Genomic DNA, 15,930 nt, shown 5'->3' with positions numbered 1-15,930 from the left:
TGAAGCGGCTCTATCCACTTCGTCATTGCGAGCGCAGCGAAGCAATCCAGCCTGTCTCCGTGGGAAGATTCTGGATTGCTTCGCTGCGCTCGCAATGACGGGGAGGAGACGCCGCACGCCCCGTCTGCTATCGTTTCTGCGGAGACAGATGGATGCAATCGGAGTTCGAATGAGAGTGCTGGTGATCGGCGCAGGCGCGCTTGGAGGCTATTACGGAGCTCGCCTGGTCCGAGCGGGCGGCGACGTGACCTTTCTGGTGCGAGCGAAGCGTGCCGAGCAATTGCGGCGGAATGGATTGCAGGTCGCGAGTCCGCATGGCGACTTTGCCGTACAGCCGAAGATCATCTTGGCAGACGATCTCAAGGAGACATTCGACGTCGTGCTCGTCGGAGTGAAATCCTACTCGCTCGACGATGCGATGGCCCAGTTTGCCCCGGCAGTTGGCGCCGATACGATGATCCTGCCGATCCTCAACGGGTTGAAACATATCGACACCTTGACCGCGAAGTTCGGTGCAGCGCGCGTCCTCGGCGGGTTGGCGAACGTCAGCGCCGGCCTCGATGCGGATGGTCGTGTCGTTCAGTTCATGGCCAATCAGACCATCGTCTTCGGCGAGACCAACGGGGCGCTGAGCGAGCGTGCGCTCGCGCTGGAAACATTGCTCCATGTCCCCGGCATCGACGTGCGCGCCAGCGAAGCGATCATGCAGGACATGTGGGAAAAGTTCGTCCAGCTCAGCACGCTCGCTGGCATCACTTGCCTGATGCGCGCAAGTATCGGCGACATCCTGGCGGTGCCGAACGGCGAGCAGTCCATTTTCCGGCTGTTCGCGGAATGCTGTGCCGTTGCAACGGCGTCGGGTTTTGAGCCGCGCGCTCCGTTCATCGAGTTTGACCGAAAGCTCTTCACCACCTTGGACTCGCTGCTCAAGGCCTCGATGTTGCGCGATATCGAGCGTGGTTCGGTTACCGAAGCGGAGCATATCCTGGGCGATATGGCCAATCGCGCCCGCACGCTCGGTATCGATACGCCGCTGCTGGATCTGGCCCGCGCGCATGTGGCGGCTTATGAGGTCGGACGCCGAAGAGCAGCAGGCTAACCCGCCCCGATCAGCGGGATCGCTTCGTCCCGCTCGTAGAGATACAGCAGGCACCGTAGCGCCTCGCCGCGCTCGCCCTTCAGCTTCGGATCGTCTTTGAGGATCCGCAGCGCCTCGTCTCTAGCCTGGGTGATGAGCTGGCCGTGCACCTCCGACCGCGCGATGCGGTAGCCCGGCAGGCCGCTCTGGCGCACGCCGAGCACATCGCCTTCGCCGCGCAGCTTCAAATCTTCCTCGGCGATGCGAAAACCGTCGGTGGTCTCGCGGATCACCTTCAGACGTGCCTTCGACATCTCGCCAAGCGGCTCCGAGTAGAGAAGGAGGCAGGTCGAGGCTTCCGAGCCGCGACCGATGCGGCCGCGCAACTGGTGCAGCTGGGCAAGGCCAAACCGTTCGGCGTTCTCGATCACCATGATGGTCGCGGCCGGCACGTCGACGCCGACCTCGACCACGGTGGTCGCAACCAGAAGGCCGATCTCATGGGCGGCGAACTGGCCCATCACGCGGTCCTTCTCGGTGCCCTTCATCTGGCCGTGGACGAGGCCGACGCGGTCGCCGAAACGCTTTTGCAAGCTCTCGAAGCGTTTGGTCGCATTGGTCAGGTGCTCGGTGCCTTCGGCCTCGGATTCCTCGACCAGCGGGCAGATCCAGTAGACCAGCTTGCCCGCCTCCAAGGCCCGGCCGATGCTGTCCGTGACCTCATTGAGGCGGCTCATCGATATGGTGCGGGTCTCGATCGGCTGGCGGCCGGCGGGCTTCTCGCGCAACTCGGAGATGTCCATGTCGCCGAAATAGGTTAGCACCAGCGTGCGCGGGATCGGCGTCGCACTCAGCACCAGCACATCGACGGCGGCGCCCTTCGAGGTCAGCGCGAGGCGTTCGCGCACCCCGAACCGATGCTGCTCGTCGACGACGGCCAGGGCGAGATCGTTGAAGATCACGTCGTCCTGGATCAGCGCATGGGTGCCGACGAGGAGATTGATCTCGCCGGCTTCGAGTTGTGCCAACAGCTCGCGCCGCTCCTTGCCCTTCTCGCGGCCGGTGAGGATGGCCACGCGCAGCCCTGCGCGCTCCGCGAGCGGGGCGATGGTCTTGATGTGCTGCCGCGCCAAAATTTCCGTCGGCGCCATCAGCGCGGCCTGCTTGCCGACTTCGGCGACGGCGGCGGCCGCCAGCAGCGCCACCACGGTTTTGCCCGAGCCGACATCGCCCTGAAGCAGGCGCAGCATGCGCACGGGTTGTTGCAGATCGTTCGCGATCGCGGCGGTCGCTTCTCGCTGCGACGACGTCAATGCATAGGGCAGGGCGTCGATGATCTTGTTGCGCAAGTGACCGTCGCCGGCGTTGCGGACGCCGGCCGGGCGGCGCAATTGCGCGCGGATCAGGGCCAGCGCGAGCTGGCCGGCCAAAAGCTCGTCGAAGGCGAGGCGCGACCAGTAGGGCTTTTCGGGCAGGATGTCGGTGAGCTCGACCGGCTGATGCACGCGGCTGAGCGCCTCGGTGACCGTCGGAAAACTGCAGCGGCGCATCACCTCCGGGCTGATCCATTCCGGCAGGGCGGGCAGCTTCTGCAGCGCTTGCGCGACCGCGCGTCGCAGCGAGCCGAGCGCCAGACCCGTGGTCAGCGGATAGACCGGGTCGATGCCCGAGAGCTTCGAGATCGCCTCTTCGTCGAGCACGCGGTCGGGATGCACGATCTGCGGGATGCCGTCATACATCTGCAGTGTGCCCGAGACGTAGCGCTTCTCGCCCATCGGCAGCAGCTTTTCGACATAGCCGGGCTTGGCGCGGAAGAAGGTCAGCACGACGTCGCCGGTGTCGTCGCTGGCGTAGACGAGATAGGGCGCCCGGGCGTTGCGCGGCGGAGGCGGGCGATGGCGATCGACGGTGACCTCCAGCGTCACCATGGTTCCCTGGACGGCGTCGCGGATCTTTGGCCGCGCACGGCGGTCGATGACCTGGCTCGGCAAATGCAGCAGCAGGTCAATCAGGCGCGGCGTCTCATTGCGGCTGAGCAGGTACTGCAGCAGCTTGTCCTGCTTCGGACCGACGCCGGGCAGGCTGGTCACGGGAGCAAACAGCGGATTGAGCAGGCTGGGGCGCATCAGGCGAATCTAGGATCGTTTCGGCCCGTCATGCCCGGCTTTATGCCGGGCATCCACGGCTTTTTTCGCGGCGCCCGCGCGGGCAGCGGGCCATGCCAAATCGAGGGCTGACAGGGGCGGTCCGAGTGGCTATATCACCCCGGCCCGGCACGTCCGGGCTTTCTGCGTTTGACTGGATCTGAGACATGACGGGAACGACACGATCGAGCAACGGGCTGGACGATCGCCGCAAGCGGCTTCTGTTCCGCTGCTGGCACCGCGGCACGCGCGAGATGGACCTGATCCTGGGCCGCTTCGCGGATGCCGAGATCGGCAATCTGTCCGATGACGAGCTGACCGAGCTCGAGACCCTGCTCGAGGAGTCCGATCCCGATCTCTATGCCGCCATCACCGGTGACAAGGTGCTGCCAGCTGATGTCACCGGCGCGCTGTTTGCCCGCATCAAGGCGTTCCCGATTACGGACGGCGATTTATGAAACAGGGGATGAAGTCGCCGGCCGAGCTGCTCACGCCCGGCCGCGCGCTGACGCTTGCCAATGTTGCCGAGGGCGCCGAGGGCCTCGTCATCTCCGATCTGGCCCGCGCCATCGCGGCGCGGCCGAAGAAACCGGCCGTCAGCCTCGCCGTGGTCTGCCGCGACGGTGGGCGAATGCAGCAGCTCGAGCGCGCGCTGCAATTCTTCGCGCCCGATTTGCCGGTGCTGACCTTTCCGGCCTGGGACTGCCAGCCCTATGACCGCGTCTCGCCGCATGGCGGCATCCTGGCGCAGCGCCTGACCACACTGGCGCGGCTTGCGCCGCTGACCGGCAGCGACAAGCCTCTGATCGTGCTGACCACGGTGAACGCAATCGTGCAGCGCGTGCCTGCGCGCGAACTCGTTGCCGCGCAGGCGCTGTCGGTCGCGCCCGGCAATGTGGTGCCGATGGACACCATCGTCGCCTGGCTCGAGCACAACGGCTACAACCGCTCCTCGACCGTGCGCGAGCCCGGCGAATATGCCGTGCGCGGCGGTATCCTGGACCTGTTTCCGGCCGGCCTCGACCAGCCGGTCCGCTTCGACTTCTTCGGCGACAGCCTGGAATCGATCCGCTCCTTCGACGCCGAGACCCAGCGCACGATGCTCGACATGCGCTCGCTCGACCTCGTGCCGATCTCGGAATTCCAGCTCGTCACCGACACCATCCGTCGCTTCCGCATGGGCTATGTCGCCGAGTTCGGCGCGCCCGAGCGCGACGACGCGCTGTACGAGGCCGTCAGCGAGGGCCGCCGCCATCCCGGCATGGAGCACTGGCTGCCGCTGTTCCAGGACCGGATGGACACGCTGTTCGACTATCTGCAAGGCGCAGCCATCGCGATCGAGCCGCAGGCCGAGGACGCGGTTCGTGAGCGCTTCAAGCAGATCCAGGATTACTACGAAGCCCGCCGCGATGCGATGGAGCATCCCGGCGGCGGTGCCATCTACAAGCCGCTGCCGCCTGACAGGCTCTATCTCACCGACGAGGAATGGACCAGGCGCGAAAGCGAGATGTCGCTGGTGCGGCTGACGCAGTTTTCGGTTCCGGCCGATGGTGCGACGATCGTCGATGCCGGCGCGCGCAAGGGCCGCGACTTCGCACCCGAACGCAACGACGCCACCGTCAACGTGTTCGAGTCCGTCGTCAGCCACGTGATGGCGCTGCATGCCCAGCGCAAGAAGGTCGTGATCGCTCTCTGGAGCGAGGGATCGCGCGACCGCATGACCTCGATGCTGCGCGACCACAAGCTGACCCATACCACCAGCGTCAACGCCTGGCGGACGGTGCAGGCGACCCCGCGCAACGAGACCATGCTCGCCGTGCTCGGCCTGGAGGCAGGGTTCGAGACCGACGAGATCGCGCTGATCAGCGAGCAGGACATCCTTGGCGACCGCCTGGTGCGGCCCCGCAAGGCGAGCCGCAAGCTCGACAATTTCATCTCGGAGGTGACGAGCCTCACCGCCGGCGACATCGTCGTCCATGCCGACCACGGCATCGGCCGCTTCATCGGCTTGCAAACCCTCGACGTCGCCGGCGCGCCGCATGACTGTCTTGAGCTGCATTACGCCGCCGACGCAAAACTGTTTCTGCCGGTCGAGAACATCGAGCTGCTGTCGCGCTACGGCTCCGACCAGACCGCGGTCGAGCTGGATCGTCTGGGCGGCAGCGGCTGGCAGACCCGCAAGGCCAAGCTCAAGAACCGTATCCGCGAGATCGCCGGCGAGCTGATCAAGATCGCCGCCGCGCGCCATTTGCACGAGGCGCCAAAGCTGCCGGTGCAGCCGGGACTTTACGACGAGTTCTGCGCGCGCTTCCCCTATGACGAGACCGAGGACCAGTTAGGGGCCATCGAATCCACGCTGAAGGACCTTGAGCTCGGCCGTCCGATGGACCGGCTGATCTGCGGCGACGTCGGCTTCGGCAAGACCGAGGTGGCCTTGCGCGCGGCCTTTGCCGTCGCGCTCGAAGGCAAGCAGGTCGCGGTCGTGGTGCCGACCACGCTGCTCGCCCGCCAGCACCACAAGACCTTCACCGACCGCTTCAAGGGCTTTCCAGTGAATGTGGCGCAGGCCTCGCGCCTGGTTCCGACCAAAGAGCTGAACCTGGTCAAGAAGGGCATTGCCGACGGCTCGGTCGACATCGTCGTCGGCACCCACGCGCTGCTCGGCAAGGCGATCAAGTTCCGCGATCTCGGCCTCGTCATCGTCGACGAGGAGCAGCATTTTGGTGTCACCCACAAGGAGCGGCTGAAGGCACTTCGGTCCGAGGTGCACGTGCTGACGCTGTCGGCGACGCCGATCCCGCGCACGCTGCAACTGGCGTTGACCGGCGTCCGCGAGCTCTCGATCATCGCATCGCCACCGGTCGACCGCCTCGCGGTGCGTACCTTCGTCGCCCCGCATGATCCGCTGATGATCCGCGAGGCGCTGCTGCGCGAGCGTTATCGCGGCGGCCAGGCGTTCTACGTGGTGCCGCGCATCGACGACCTCGCCGAGGTCAAGGACTTCCTCGACAAGAACGTGCCGGAGATGAAGGTCGCGGTCGCGCACGGCCAGATGCCGCCCGCGGTGATCGAAGACATCATGACCGCCTTCTACGACGGCAAGTTCGACATCCTGCTGTCGACCACCATCGTGGAATCCGGCCTCGACATTCCCAACGCCAACACCCTGATCGTGCACCGTGCCGACATGTTCGGCCTGGCGCAGCTGTATCAGCTCCGCGGCCGCGTCGGCCGCTCCAAGCTGCGAGCCTATGCGCTGTTCACGCTGCCGGCGCAGCAGAAGATCACCGCGCAGGCCGAGCGCCGGCTCACCGTGTTGCAATCGCTGGAGACGCTGGGCGCGGGCTTCCAGCTCGCCTCGCACGACCTCGACATCCGCGGCGCCGGCAACCTGCTCGGCGAGGAGCAGTCCGGCCACATCAAGGAAGTCGGCTTCGAGCTCTACCAGTCGATGCTGGAGGAGGCGATCGTCAACCTCAAGGCCGGCGTGTCCGAGCCCGCCGCCGACCGCTGGTCGCCCTCGATCACCATCGGCATGCCCGTGCTCATTCCGGAAGACTATGTCGGCGACCTCTCGGTGCGGCTGTCGCTGTACCGGCGGCTGGCCGATCTCGACACCGAGGAGGAGATCGAGAACTTTGGCGCCGAGATGCGCGACCGTTTCGGCGTGCTGCCCGACGAGGTGCGCTATCTGTTCAAGGTCGCCGCGATCAAGGCGTTCTGCCGCACGGCCAATGTCGGGAAGATCGACGCCGGTCCGAAGGGCGCCGTCATCGCCTTCCGCGATAATTCGTTTGCCCATCCCGACCGCCTGGTGTCGTTCATCCGCAGCTATGGCCAGGCCGCCAAGGTGCGGCCGGACATGAAGGTGGTGTTCCTGCAGGACTGGGAGACGCCGGAAGAGCGGCTCGCCGGCACCACGGAGATCATGCGCCAGCTTGCACAGCTCGCGCAGAGCAAGAAGGCGGCGTAATTGTTCCGAGCGCCACCGGAGCGGTACTTGGATACAAGACAGCGGCATATGGCCACTTGCGGAATGATCGAACGACAGCCATGTTCGATTCGTCGAGTTTGGCCGACGATTTGGCCTCGCCGCTGATAGCGTGCCCGACTGATGACCTGATTCGTGTGACCCGCGACTGGTTTACCGGCCGCGGGTTTTTTGTACCGCAAAGCGGGGCTGCCCCGCCCATTGAAACTTCTGAGGTCGCGAGCGTGTCTATCAATATCGATTCAGGCCAGGAACACGGTGACGAACACGACGACGTCATGTATCCGCAGGTCCTGCCGTTCATATTGGTCCACGCGGGATGCGTCGCGGCGATCTGGTCGGGCGTCTCGTGGCAAGCCGTTACCATTTGCGCGGTTCTGTACTGGCTGCGCATGTTTGCGATCACCGCCGGCTATCACCGGTATTTCTCGCATCGGGCTTACGCGACCAGCCGGGTGTTTCAGTTCATCCTGGCCTTCCTGGCCCAGAGCAGCGCTCAGAAAAGCGTCCTCTGGTGGGCTGCCAAACATCGCCATCATCATCTTCACTCGGATACGGCGCAGGATGTGCATTCGCCCCGGCACAAGGGCTTCCTCTACAGTCATCTCGGCTGGATCTTCTACCGGCAGCACGATGCAACCGACCTGGTGAAAGTATCGGATCTGGCGTCGTATCCCGAGTTGATGTGGCTGCACAAACTGGAGCTTCTGCCGGCGTTCGTGCTCGCGGGCCTCTGCTTCCTCATTGCGGGGTGGTCAGGGCTCGTGGTCGGCTTCCTCTGGAGCACGGTGCTCGTGTATCACGGCACGTTCTGCATCAACTCCCTCGCACATGTTCACGGCCGCAGGCGGTATGTGACCGGCGACGATTCCCGCAACAACTGGCTGCTCGCTCTCGTCACGATGGGTGAGGGGTGGCACAACAATCACCACGCCTATCAGGCCAGTGCTCGACAGGGCTTCCACTGGTACGAGATTGATCTCACCTATTATATCCTGGTGGCTTTGTCCTGGCTCGGGATTGTCCGGGATCTGAAGATGCCGCCCAAGCAGGTCCTGCGCAATGAGCATCGGTTGGGATCACGCGCGATCAAGCAAGCGGCCGAGCAGCTCGCCGCTCGCTTCAATCCTGAACACATCGCACAGGCGATCAAGACGTCGATCCATGAGACCGAATTGTCGGTCCGGGACGCGATCATTCTGTTGCAGCAGCGTGCCGATTTGCGTCTGTCCAGCATGCCGACTCGCGACCAGTTGCTGGCTGAAGCGCAGCGCATGTTCGCAAAGACGATGTCGCTGGACGACATCGTCGACCGGGCCCACGAGCTCCTGAACGAGACTGTCGGCTTTCTCCTGGCCACTCCCGCTCTGGCGGCCGCACCGAAATCGAACGCGAATAGCGGCGTTTAGCGCCACGTTCCCCGGACAAGGGGCGCGCACGAGATCAGGGATTGCTGACGCGCGACTACGACGCCGCGCGCGACGCGTCGGCTGAGAGACGCCCGAGCAGTGACCGCGCCGTATCCGACGGCGACAGCGAGTCCACGCTGACGACGGGATCGCTGCGCATCTCGTGCTTGCCGTTGGAGGTGTGCCGCATCACCGCCGACAGGCGGCGGGCGATCATGTGGGCGGTGCGGAAGTCGGTCTCCGCGAACACGACGACGACGGAACCGTCTTTCTGCGCCACGCCAAAATCCATCTGCCGCATCAGGCGGCTCAGGATCCGCGCGGCGTCGAGCTGGGCGCGGGAATTGCCGGGCTCGAAGGCGAAGCGCGCCACGGAGAGGCCGCCGCCGCGGGCAAGAGCCTGCTCGACCGCCTTGGCGAAATCGCGGGCAAAAGCTTCCACCGTGAGCAGGCCGCTGCGCGGGTCGAGCCAGCCGCCGGCATCGATCGAACGCAGCGTGCGGCTCAGTTGCGCTTCCATCGCGTGCTGGCGGATCAGCGGCAGCGCGTTGGCGGCGACCTTCGCCGGCTCGCCCGGGATCAGCTCGAGATTGGGCAGGTCGTAAGTCTGCGCGAGCTGGTGCGCGGTGACAACCACGGGCAGGCTGCGGAATCGGGTGTCTTCGGCGAGCACCGTGAGGAAGGCGTCGGTGACGCGCGCGGTAAAACCTTCGGCGAGTACGACGCCATCGATGTCGCGGGTGTTGAGATGCTTGGCAGCGGCCTCGATCGAGAGCGCGCCGACGACCCCGACGCGTTCGCCGAGTGCGACGGAGAGCGCAGGATAGGCTGTGCCGCGGCCGATCAGGAGCACCGTCGCATCGCGTGCCGGATCCCCCTCCGGCAACCCGACTTTCGCGTCCGGCAGCCGGCGCAGAACCGTCGCATGGAGAGTCCGTACGCGCAGCGCGGCGCGGAGCCGCGCGACGAGGCGGTCGGAATTGCCGCCGCGCGAGGAGAAGGGCAGGGCGTTCTGCGGCAGCGTGCCCGCAGCATCGAGCGCCACGAACGGCAGGTAGGGCGATTGGTCCGCGATCTTCCTGGCGAGCGTCGCCAGATGGGGCTCGTGCCCGGCATGCATCGCGGCGAGAACCGCGGCCGGCTGCACCTGCTCGACCGCGCGCGCCGCGCTGGCCCAGTCGGCGTCGACGACGGGAAACAGACGGGCCTCGTCCAGGGCCGCAATGAAAGGCGGCCGCTGGGCGTTGGACACAAACAGGATCGGGCCCGCCTGGGACATCGCAAACTCTGATCACGCAACAGATGCTGCGCAATCTAGTCCGGTTGCCTTAATGCAGCGTCAATGGACGGGTCGAAACTACGCTTAAACCGGCCCGGAGCGGTCGCGAAAAGCCTCGACCATCAGGGGGTTAAGCCCGAGTTCATTGAGCGCTTCGCGGGCGCGGGCATTGTCTTGCGCCCGTCCTGCGAGCCGGTGACCCGAGAGCCGGTCGGGCAGTGCGGTGAGCAGGGCGCCCTGGCCGAGCCGGCGCGCCCATTCCTGGAGGTCGTTGGACAGGAAGCGGTAGCCGCCGACGGCCATGATGCCGGAGGGCGGTGCGGTGATGCAGATCGCGCCGCTCGGACGGTCGAGCCGCGCGGCATAGCCGGTGTCGACATAATCGCGCGGCGGCTGCGCCGTCAGCGTGTCGCCGACCGGCTGCGGCGGCGCGTAGGCCGCGATCGGCACCATCGCTCCGCGCAGGCCGAGCGTGCCCCTGGGCGTCAGCAGGATCTCGCCGGCGATGGAGGAACCGGACTGCTCGCGCGGGGCGCCGTGCGGTCCGGGCATCACCGCAACAGGCATGCCGTCCTCGCCGCGGCGGGCGCCGAACAGCCCGGCCTCGCCGAACAGATAGACGTCGGTCAGCGGTGCATGCGGCGCGATCCAGGCATCGCTCGCCGCCACCTGTTCGGGGGCGCGCCAGAGGCCGATGACGTTGCGCAAGCTCGGCATCCGCGCCGCGAGATCGGCATCGCCGAGCCGCAGCGCGAGCTGCGCGGGGGCGATCAGCACCTCGCATTCGTGCTCGTTGATTTGCCGTTCCAGCACGTCGTTCTCGAAGGGATGATGCAGCGCCAGCGTGCCGCCGCAGAGCAGCCACACCGCGAGCGAGGAGGCGAGGCCTGCGAACGACATCGGCGTAAACGCCGCCATCACGGTCGCGCCCTGCTTGATGTCGGCTTCCAGCGACATCGCGAGCCCGCCGGCGATCAGGCTGAAATGCGGCCGCGGCACCGGGCGAAAGCCTTCCGCGGTGACGTCGAAGGAGATCATCGCCGCCTTGCGGCCGTCCTGGATCACGGCGCGCGTGGTGCCGGGCGGGCGGGCCAGCACGTCGTCGAGCGAGGCCATGCCCTCGGGCAGGTCGGCGCCGAAACCGCAGACGTAGCGGATCGAGAAGGCCTCCGCGGCGGCGTGCATCGCGAGGTCGGAATAGCTGACGCCGTCGACCTTGCTCATGGTGACGATGGCGCGCGCCGCGGTGCGGTTCAGCGCGGCGGTCAGTTCCGCATGGCGCCAGAGCAGCGGCAGCACGGCGACGACGAGCCCGGCGCGATGCGCGGCGAGCACTGTCAGCACGAACTCGACCGTAGCAGGCAGCTGGATCGCGATGACGGAATTGGCCGGCAGGCCCGATTCGACGAAATGCGCCGACAGGGCCTCGATGGCGGTGTCGGCCTCGGCGTAGGTCATGCGCCGCGGCTGGTGGCCGGTCACGCGGGCCTTGTTGAGGGGATCGAGCAAAGCGGGCGCGTGCGGTTGCCGCATCAGCGTGCGCTGAAACAGCGTGTCGAGCGTCGGCGATACGGCTGGCTGATTCACGGCGTCACTTCGCTTGCGGCTGCCCCTTCGACCACCAGGTCTCCGGCAGGTAGCCGGACAGCGCGGTGGCCTTTGGCCGTTCTATCCGATTCCAGCGCGCGATCCATTGCTCGGATACGTTAAACAGGGGGATTGTATAGAAACCGGAGATCAGGGCGCGGTCGAGCGCCCGCACCGCCGAGACGAAGGCCGTGTGATCACGGGCCTCGAGGAGAGCGTCGATCATGGCATCGACGGCGGGATCTTTGGCGCCCATGTAGTTGCGGGTGCCCGGATTGTCGGCGGCCGCGCTCCCCCAATAGAAATACTGCTCGTTGCCGGGCGACAGCGACTGGTCCCAGCGGTTCTGGATCATGTCGAACTCGTAGCCGAGCCGGCGCTGGTCGAACTGCACGGGATCGACCGCGCGAACGCTCGGCTCGATGCCGGCGCGCTTGAGGTCGCGCTGGAACGCGAGCGCGATGCGCTCCTGGTCGCGGGTCGTCACCAGCATCTCGAAGGTGAAGGGGGCTTTTGTCGCGCGGTTGCGCAGCACGGTGCCGTCGAGATCGTAGCCGGCGTCCGACAGGAGCTTGAGTGCCGCGCGCAGCGTCGTCCGGTCGCGCCCCGAGCCGTCGGTGACGGGCAGGCGGTAGCTGCCGTCCATGACGTCGGGCGGGATCTGCGCGGCGAAGGGCTTCAGCAGCTCGCGTTCGCGCGCATCCGCAGGCCGGCCATAGGCCGACAGGTCGGAGCCGGCGAAATAGCCGGCAACGCGCGAATAGAGTCCGAAGAAGTAGTTGCGGTTGACCAGCTCGAAATCGAACAGCAGCGTCAGTGCCCGGCGCACGCGGATGTCGGCAAAGATCGGACGGCGCGTGTTGAACACCAGGAATTCGGAAGTCTGCGGCACGCCGGGCTTGATGGTGTCGCGGATCACTTCGCCGCTTTTGGCGGCTGGAAAGTCGTAACCGTCGTGCCAGCGCAGCGGCTCATGCTCGACGCGGAAATCATAGAGGCCGCGCTTGAAGGCTTCGAACTGGCCATTGGCCTCGCGAAAATAGTCGAGCCTGATCTCATCGAAATTGTAGAGCCCGCGATTGATGGGCAGGTCGCGGCCCCAATAGTCGGGATTACGGGTCAAGGTCACGCTGGCGCCGGGCTTCACCGCCGTGATCCGATACGGGCCCGAGCCGATCGGGCTGGTCAGCGTCGTCTCCTCGAAGGTCGCGACATCCACGGCATGCTTCGGCAGGATCGGCATCAGGCCGAGGATCAGCGGCAATTCCCGGTCGTTGGCGCCAGCCAGGTCGAAGTGGACGGTGAGAGGGTCAGGCGCCTCGGCCTTGGCGACCTTAGAGTAATATTGCCGATGGTTGGGGCGGCCGTGATCGCGCAGCAGCTGCCAGGAGAACAGCACATCCTCCGCCAGGACCGGCTTGCCGTCGGAGAAGCGGGCGCGGGGATCGAGTCGGAACGTGACAAAGCTCCGCGCGTCATCGGTCTCGACCGATCTGGCGAGCAGGCCGTAGAGCGTGAACGCCTCGTCATTGCCGCGTGCGAGCAGGCTCTCGACCACATAGTTCCGCACCGGCTGCACGGCCAATCCCTTGACGATGAAGGGATTGAGGCTGTCGAAGGTGCCGAGAATGCCCCAGGTCAGCCGGCCGCCCTTGGGGGCATCAGGGTTGGCGTAGGGCATGTGGGTGAAATCGGCCGGCATCGCCGGCTTGCCGTGCATCGCGATGGCATGGGCTTCCTCAGCCCCTGCGCCGCTTGCGGAGAGCACGGAGGCCACGACGAAGGCGAGAAGACAGAGGCGGGTGCCAAGGCCCTCAGGAAGGCCCTCGAGAAGGCGCTGGAACATGGACATCGGCACACGTTGATTCGAGGACCTGCGGGCCTGAATCCTATCACAAGGAATTTCACGGATCGCAGGCCAGGGAGCGGTTCAAGGCGTGGCCAAAGACGCTTGTCGGCATTGATCTTTTCGTCGGCCACGTTAAGAAGGCACGCAATCGCGCAAGAGCGTCGAGCCCGTCACTTATCCGCCTCAATTGACGGGGAGAGAGCCGCGCCCAACGCGGCCAGGTTCGTCGCTTTGGAGCGGTTCGGGCACTTCCCGTTCAGAAAGGGTTTTCCGCAATGAATTTCCGTTACTTGGCCGCGTCCGTCCGGCCGCGCGGGCGACTTCTCGCCTTGTTGACGGCGACGGCATTGGCCGTTCCGTTTGCCGCTGAGGCCCAGACCCCGGCGCCGGCCCCCGGTGCCCCCGCCGCGCCCAAGGCGGCCCCGAAAGCTGCTCCAAAGGCTGCCCCCAAGGCTCCGGCGCCGGCTGCCCAGGCTCCCGCCCAGCCGGCTCCCGCGCAGGGCGCTCCGGCGCAGCAGGGCGCCGCGGCCCAGCCGGCCGATCAGCAGATCCAGCTGATCTACGCCCCCTGGACCAAGTTCTGCCTCAAGGGCCAGGACGCCAACGCCAAGCAGGTCTGCTTCACCGGCAAGGACGGCCGTATCGAGTCGGGCCAGCCGGTCATCGCGGCCGTGATCATCGAGCCGGAAGGCGAGCCCAAGAAGATCCTGCGCGTGACGCTGCCGCTCGGCATGCAGCTCGTGCACGGCACCCGCATCATCGTGGACAACAATGCGCCGTTGCAGAGCCCCTACGTGATCTGCTTCCAGAATGGCTGCATGTCCGACTACGAGGCCACGCCCGAGCTCATCGGCAACATGAAGAAGGGCCAGAACCTCGTTGTCCAGGCGATCAATGCGAACGGTGCGCCCTTGACGCTGCCGCTGCCGCTCGCCGGCGAATTCCAGAAGGCCTATGACGGTCCGCCGACCGATCCGAAGGTGTTCGAGGAAACCCAGAAGAAGCTTCAGGAAGAGCTTCAGAAGAAGGCCGACGAGCAGCGCAAGAAGCTCGAGCAGAACGGTGGCGCGCCCGGCGCGGCTCCGGCCGGTCAGAAGTAAGCGGGCTAAAATCCCGGACATGAAAAAGGCGCTCGGTTCGAGCGCCTTTTTTGCTGGCCGCTTGATGGCGGCAAAACTCACTTCAAGCGCGGTCGGCTCAGTTCAGCGACGGATTGCGCGGGCGATAGCCGCCGGTCTTGTCCTTGATGAAGATCTCGGCGACCTGGGAATGGCGGATCGGCTCGCCGGAATCGTCAGGCACCAGATTCTGCTCGGAGACATAGGCGACGTATTCCGACTCCGCGTTCTCCGCGAGCAGGTGGTAGAACGGCTGGTCCTTGTGAGGCCGCACCTCTTCGGGAATCGACAGCCACCACTCCTCGGTGTTGTTGAATTCCGGATCGATGTCGAAGATCACCCCCCGGAACGAGAAGATCCGGTGGCGAACGACCTGTCCGATCTGGAATTTGGCGGTCCTCGCTTTAATCATTCCCCGTCGATAGACCAGGATTGTGGCCGATGCTAGTGCCCTGATCTGTAATTGACCTTCGGCTAAGGGGCAGATAGCCCCCAAATCTTCAGAAAACACTTCATCAATGGTCGATATCCTCAATCTGGCGCTACCTTATTTCGGCTTGATCTTCGTCGGATTCGCCTGCGGCAAGGCCAAATCGCTACCGGAATCGGGCCTCGCCTGGATGAACTTCTTCCTGCTCTACGTGTCGCTGCCGGCGCTGCTGTTTGCGATCATGTCGAAGACGCCGTTTGCGGAATTGAACAACCCGCCGTTCCTGGTCGCGACCACGCTGTCCACGGTTGCGGCATTCACCCTGGCGCTGGTGGTCGGCAAGGTTTTGGGACGGCTGACGCTGCGCGAGGCGACGCTTGCGGGCCTCTCCGGCGGCTATGGCAATATCGGCTATATGGGGCCGGGGCTGGCGCTCGCCGTGCTTGGACCGAAGGCCTCGGCGCCGACCGCGCTGATCTTCTGCTGCGACAGCATCTTCCTGTTCACAATCGTGCCGCTGCTGATCGAGCTCTCCGACCGCGACCATCCCTCGCTGGTCCATGCCTTCGCCGTGGTGCTGAAGCAGATCGTGCTCAACCCGCTGATCATGTCGGCCTGCTTTGGCGCCGCCGTAGCGGCGCTTCATATCGAGCTGCCGGTCGCACTCGATCGCACCATCACGTTCCTTCAGAACGCAGCCGCACCGACCGCGCTGTTCGTGCTCGGCGTGACCGTGGCGCTCCGCCCGTTCAACCGGGTGCCGTGGGAGGTGCCGGGCGTGATCGCGGTGAAGCTGTTGATCCACCCGCTCGCCGCGTTCGGTCTGATGCTGGCGTTCGGACCGTTCGCGCAGCCCTGGGCCGCGACCGCCGTGCTGATGGCCTCGCTGCCGCCGGCGCTCAACGTGTTCGTGATCGCCCGGCAGAACGACGCCTGGATCGAATCCGCCTCTGTCGCGGTGCTGCTCGGGACCTTCGCGTCGGTGGTCACGCTGACCAGCGTGATGTGGGCGATCCAGACCGGCCGGCTGGCGTTTCCGTAAGCG

At 65.6% G+C, this 15,930-nt stretch carries 11 protein-coding genes; 6 read left to right on the top strand and 5 right to left on the bottom strand.

Annotated elements, in window-relative coordinates; all coding sequences use genetic code 11:
- Window positions 1-169 precede the first annotated feature (169 nt).
- Window positions 170-1,099 (top strand): 2-dehydropantoate 2-reductase, encoded by a 930-nt coding sequence (panE, locus tag CT676_RS01940; RefSeq protein WP_135213677.1) that lies wholly within the window; start codon window positions 170-172, stop codon window positions 1,097-1,099.
- On the opposite strand, the gene recG is transcribed toward panE, so the two are convergent.
- Window positions 1,096-3,204, bottom strand: a complete 2,109-nt coding sequence (gene recG / locus CT676_RS01935) for an ATP-dependent DNA helicase RecG (protein WP_135213676.1) — start codon at window positions 3,202-3,204, stop codon at window positions 1,096-1,098. The genes panE and recG overlap by 4 nt on opposite strands.
- A gap of 185 nt (window positions 3,205-3,389) precedes the next feature.
- On the opposite strand from recG, the gene CT676_RS01930 reads away from it, so the two are divergent.
- The 3 genes from CT676_RS01930 (at window position 3,390) to CT676_RS01920 (ending at window position 8,622) form a co-directional block, all read left to right on the top strand.
- Window positions 3,390-3,680 (top strand): succinate dehydrogenase assembly factor 2, encoded by a 291-nt coding sequence (locus CT676_RS01930; RefSeq protein ID WP_028147879.1) that lies wholly within the window; start codon window positions 3,390-3,392, stop codon window positions 3,678-3,680.
- Window positions 3,677-7,195 carry a transcription-repair coupling factor gene (gene mfd, locus CT676_RS01925; RefSeq protein WP_135213675.1) on the top strand — a complete coding sequence of 1,173 codons (3,519 nt, stop codon included), beginning with the start codon at window positions 3,677-3,679 and terminating at the stop codon, window positions 7,193-7,195. Before CT676_RS01930 ends, mfd begins: the two co-directional genes overlap by 4 nt.
- A gap of 296 nt (window positions 7,196-7,491) precedes the next feature.
- Window positions 7,492-8,622 (top strand): acyl-CoA desaturase, encoded by a 1,131-nt coding sequence (locus tag CT676_RS01920; protein WP_167767924.1) that lies wholly within the window; start codon window positions 7,492-7,494, stop codon window positions 8,620-8,622.
- Between the two features lie 55 nt (window positions 8,623-8,677).
- Here the strand turns inward: CT676_RS01920 and CT676_RS01915 are convergent, their stop codons facing one another.
- The 3 genes from CT676_RS01915 to CT676_RS01905 form a co-directional block, all read right to left on the bottom strand.
- Complete coding sequence (locus tag CT676_RS01915) at window positions 8,678-9,901, bottom strand: GGDEF domain-containing protein (RefSeq protein ID WP_135213674.1); 1,224 nt, start codon at window positions 9,899-9,901, stop codon at window positions 8,678-8,680.
- 84 nt (window positions 9,902-9,985) lie between these two features.
- A complete protein-coding gene (locus CT676_RS01910; protein WP_135213673.1) occupies window positions 9,986-11,488 on the bottom strand; it encodes a class I adenylate-forming enzyme family protein in 1,503 nt (500 codons plus the stop codon).
- A gap of 4 nt (window positions 11,489-11,492) precedes the next feature.
- Entirely contained in the window at window positions 11,493-13,340 is a 1,848-nt protein-coding gene (locus CT676_RS01905) for an extracellular solute-binding protein (RefSeq protein ID WP_167767899.1), read from the bottom strand.
- Between the two features lie 272 nt (window positions 13,341-13,612).
- Here CT676_RS01905 and CT676_RS01900 point away from each other — a divergent pair, with 272 nt between their 5' ends.
- The gene (locus CT676_RS01900; protein WP_135213671.1) at window positions 13,613-14,437 is read left to right on the top strand and encodes an invasion associated locus B family protein; all 825 of its coding nucleotides are present in this window, start codon (window positions 13,613-13,615) and stop codon (window positions 14,435-14,437) included.
- Window positions 14,438-14,534: 97 nt separating this feature from the next.
- Here the strand turns inward: CT676_RS01900 and hspQ are convergent, their stop codons facing one another.
- A complete protein-coding gene (gene hspQ / locus CT676_RS01895) occupies window positions 14,535-14,867 on the bottom strand; it encodes a heat shock protein HspQ (protein WP_014495177.1) in 333 nt (110 codons plus the stop codon).
- Between the two features lie 106 nt (window positions 14,868-14,973).
- On the opposite strand from hspQ, the gene CT676_RS01890 reads away from it, so the two are divergent.
- Complete coding sequence (locus CT676_RS01890; protein ID WP_135213670.1) at window positions 14,974-15,927, top strand: AEC family transporter; 954 nt, start codon at window positions 14,974-14,976, stop codon at window positions 15,925-15,927.
- The last annotated feature ends 3 nt before the right edge of the window (window positions 15,928-15,930 follow it).

Source organism: Bradyrhizobium sp. MOS001, from assembly GCF_004634465.1.
Classification (GTDB): Bacteria; Pseudomonadota; Alphaproteobacteria; order Rhizobiales; family Xanthobacteraceae; genus Bradyrhizobium; species Bradyrhizobium barranii.
The sequence above is the reverse complement of the archived record's forward strand: the minus strand, read 5'-3'. Positions and strand labels throughout refer to the sequence as shown.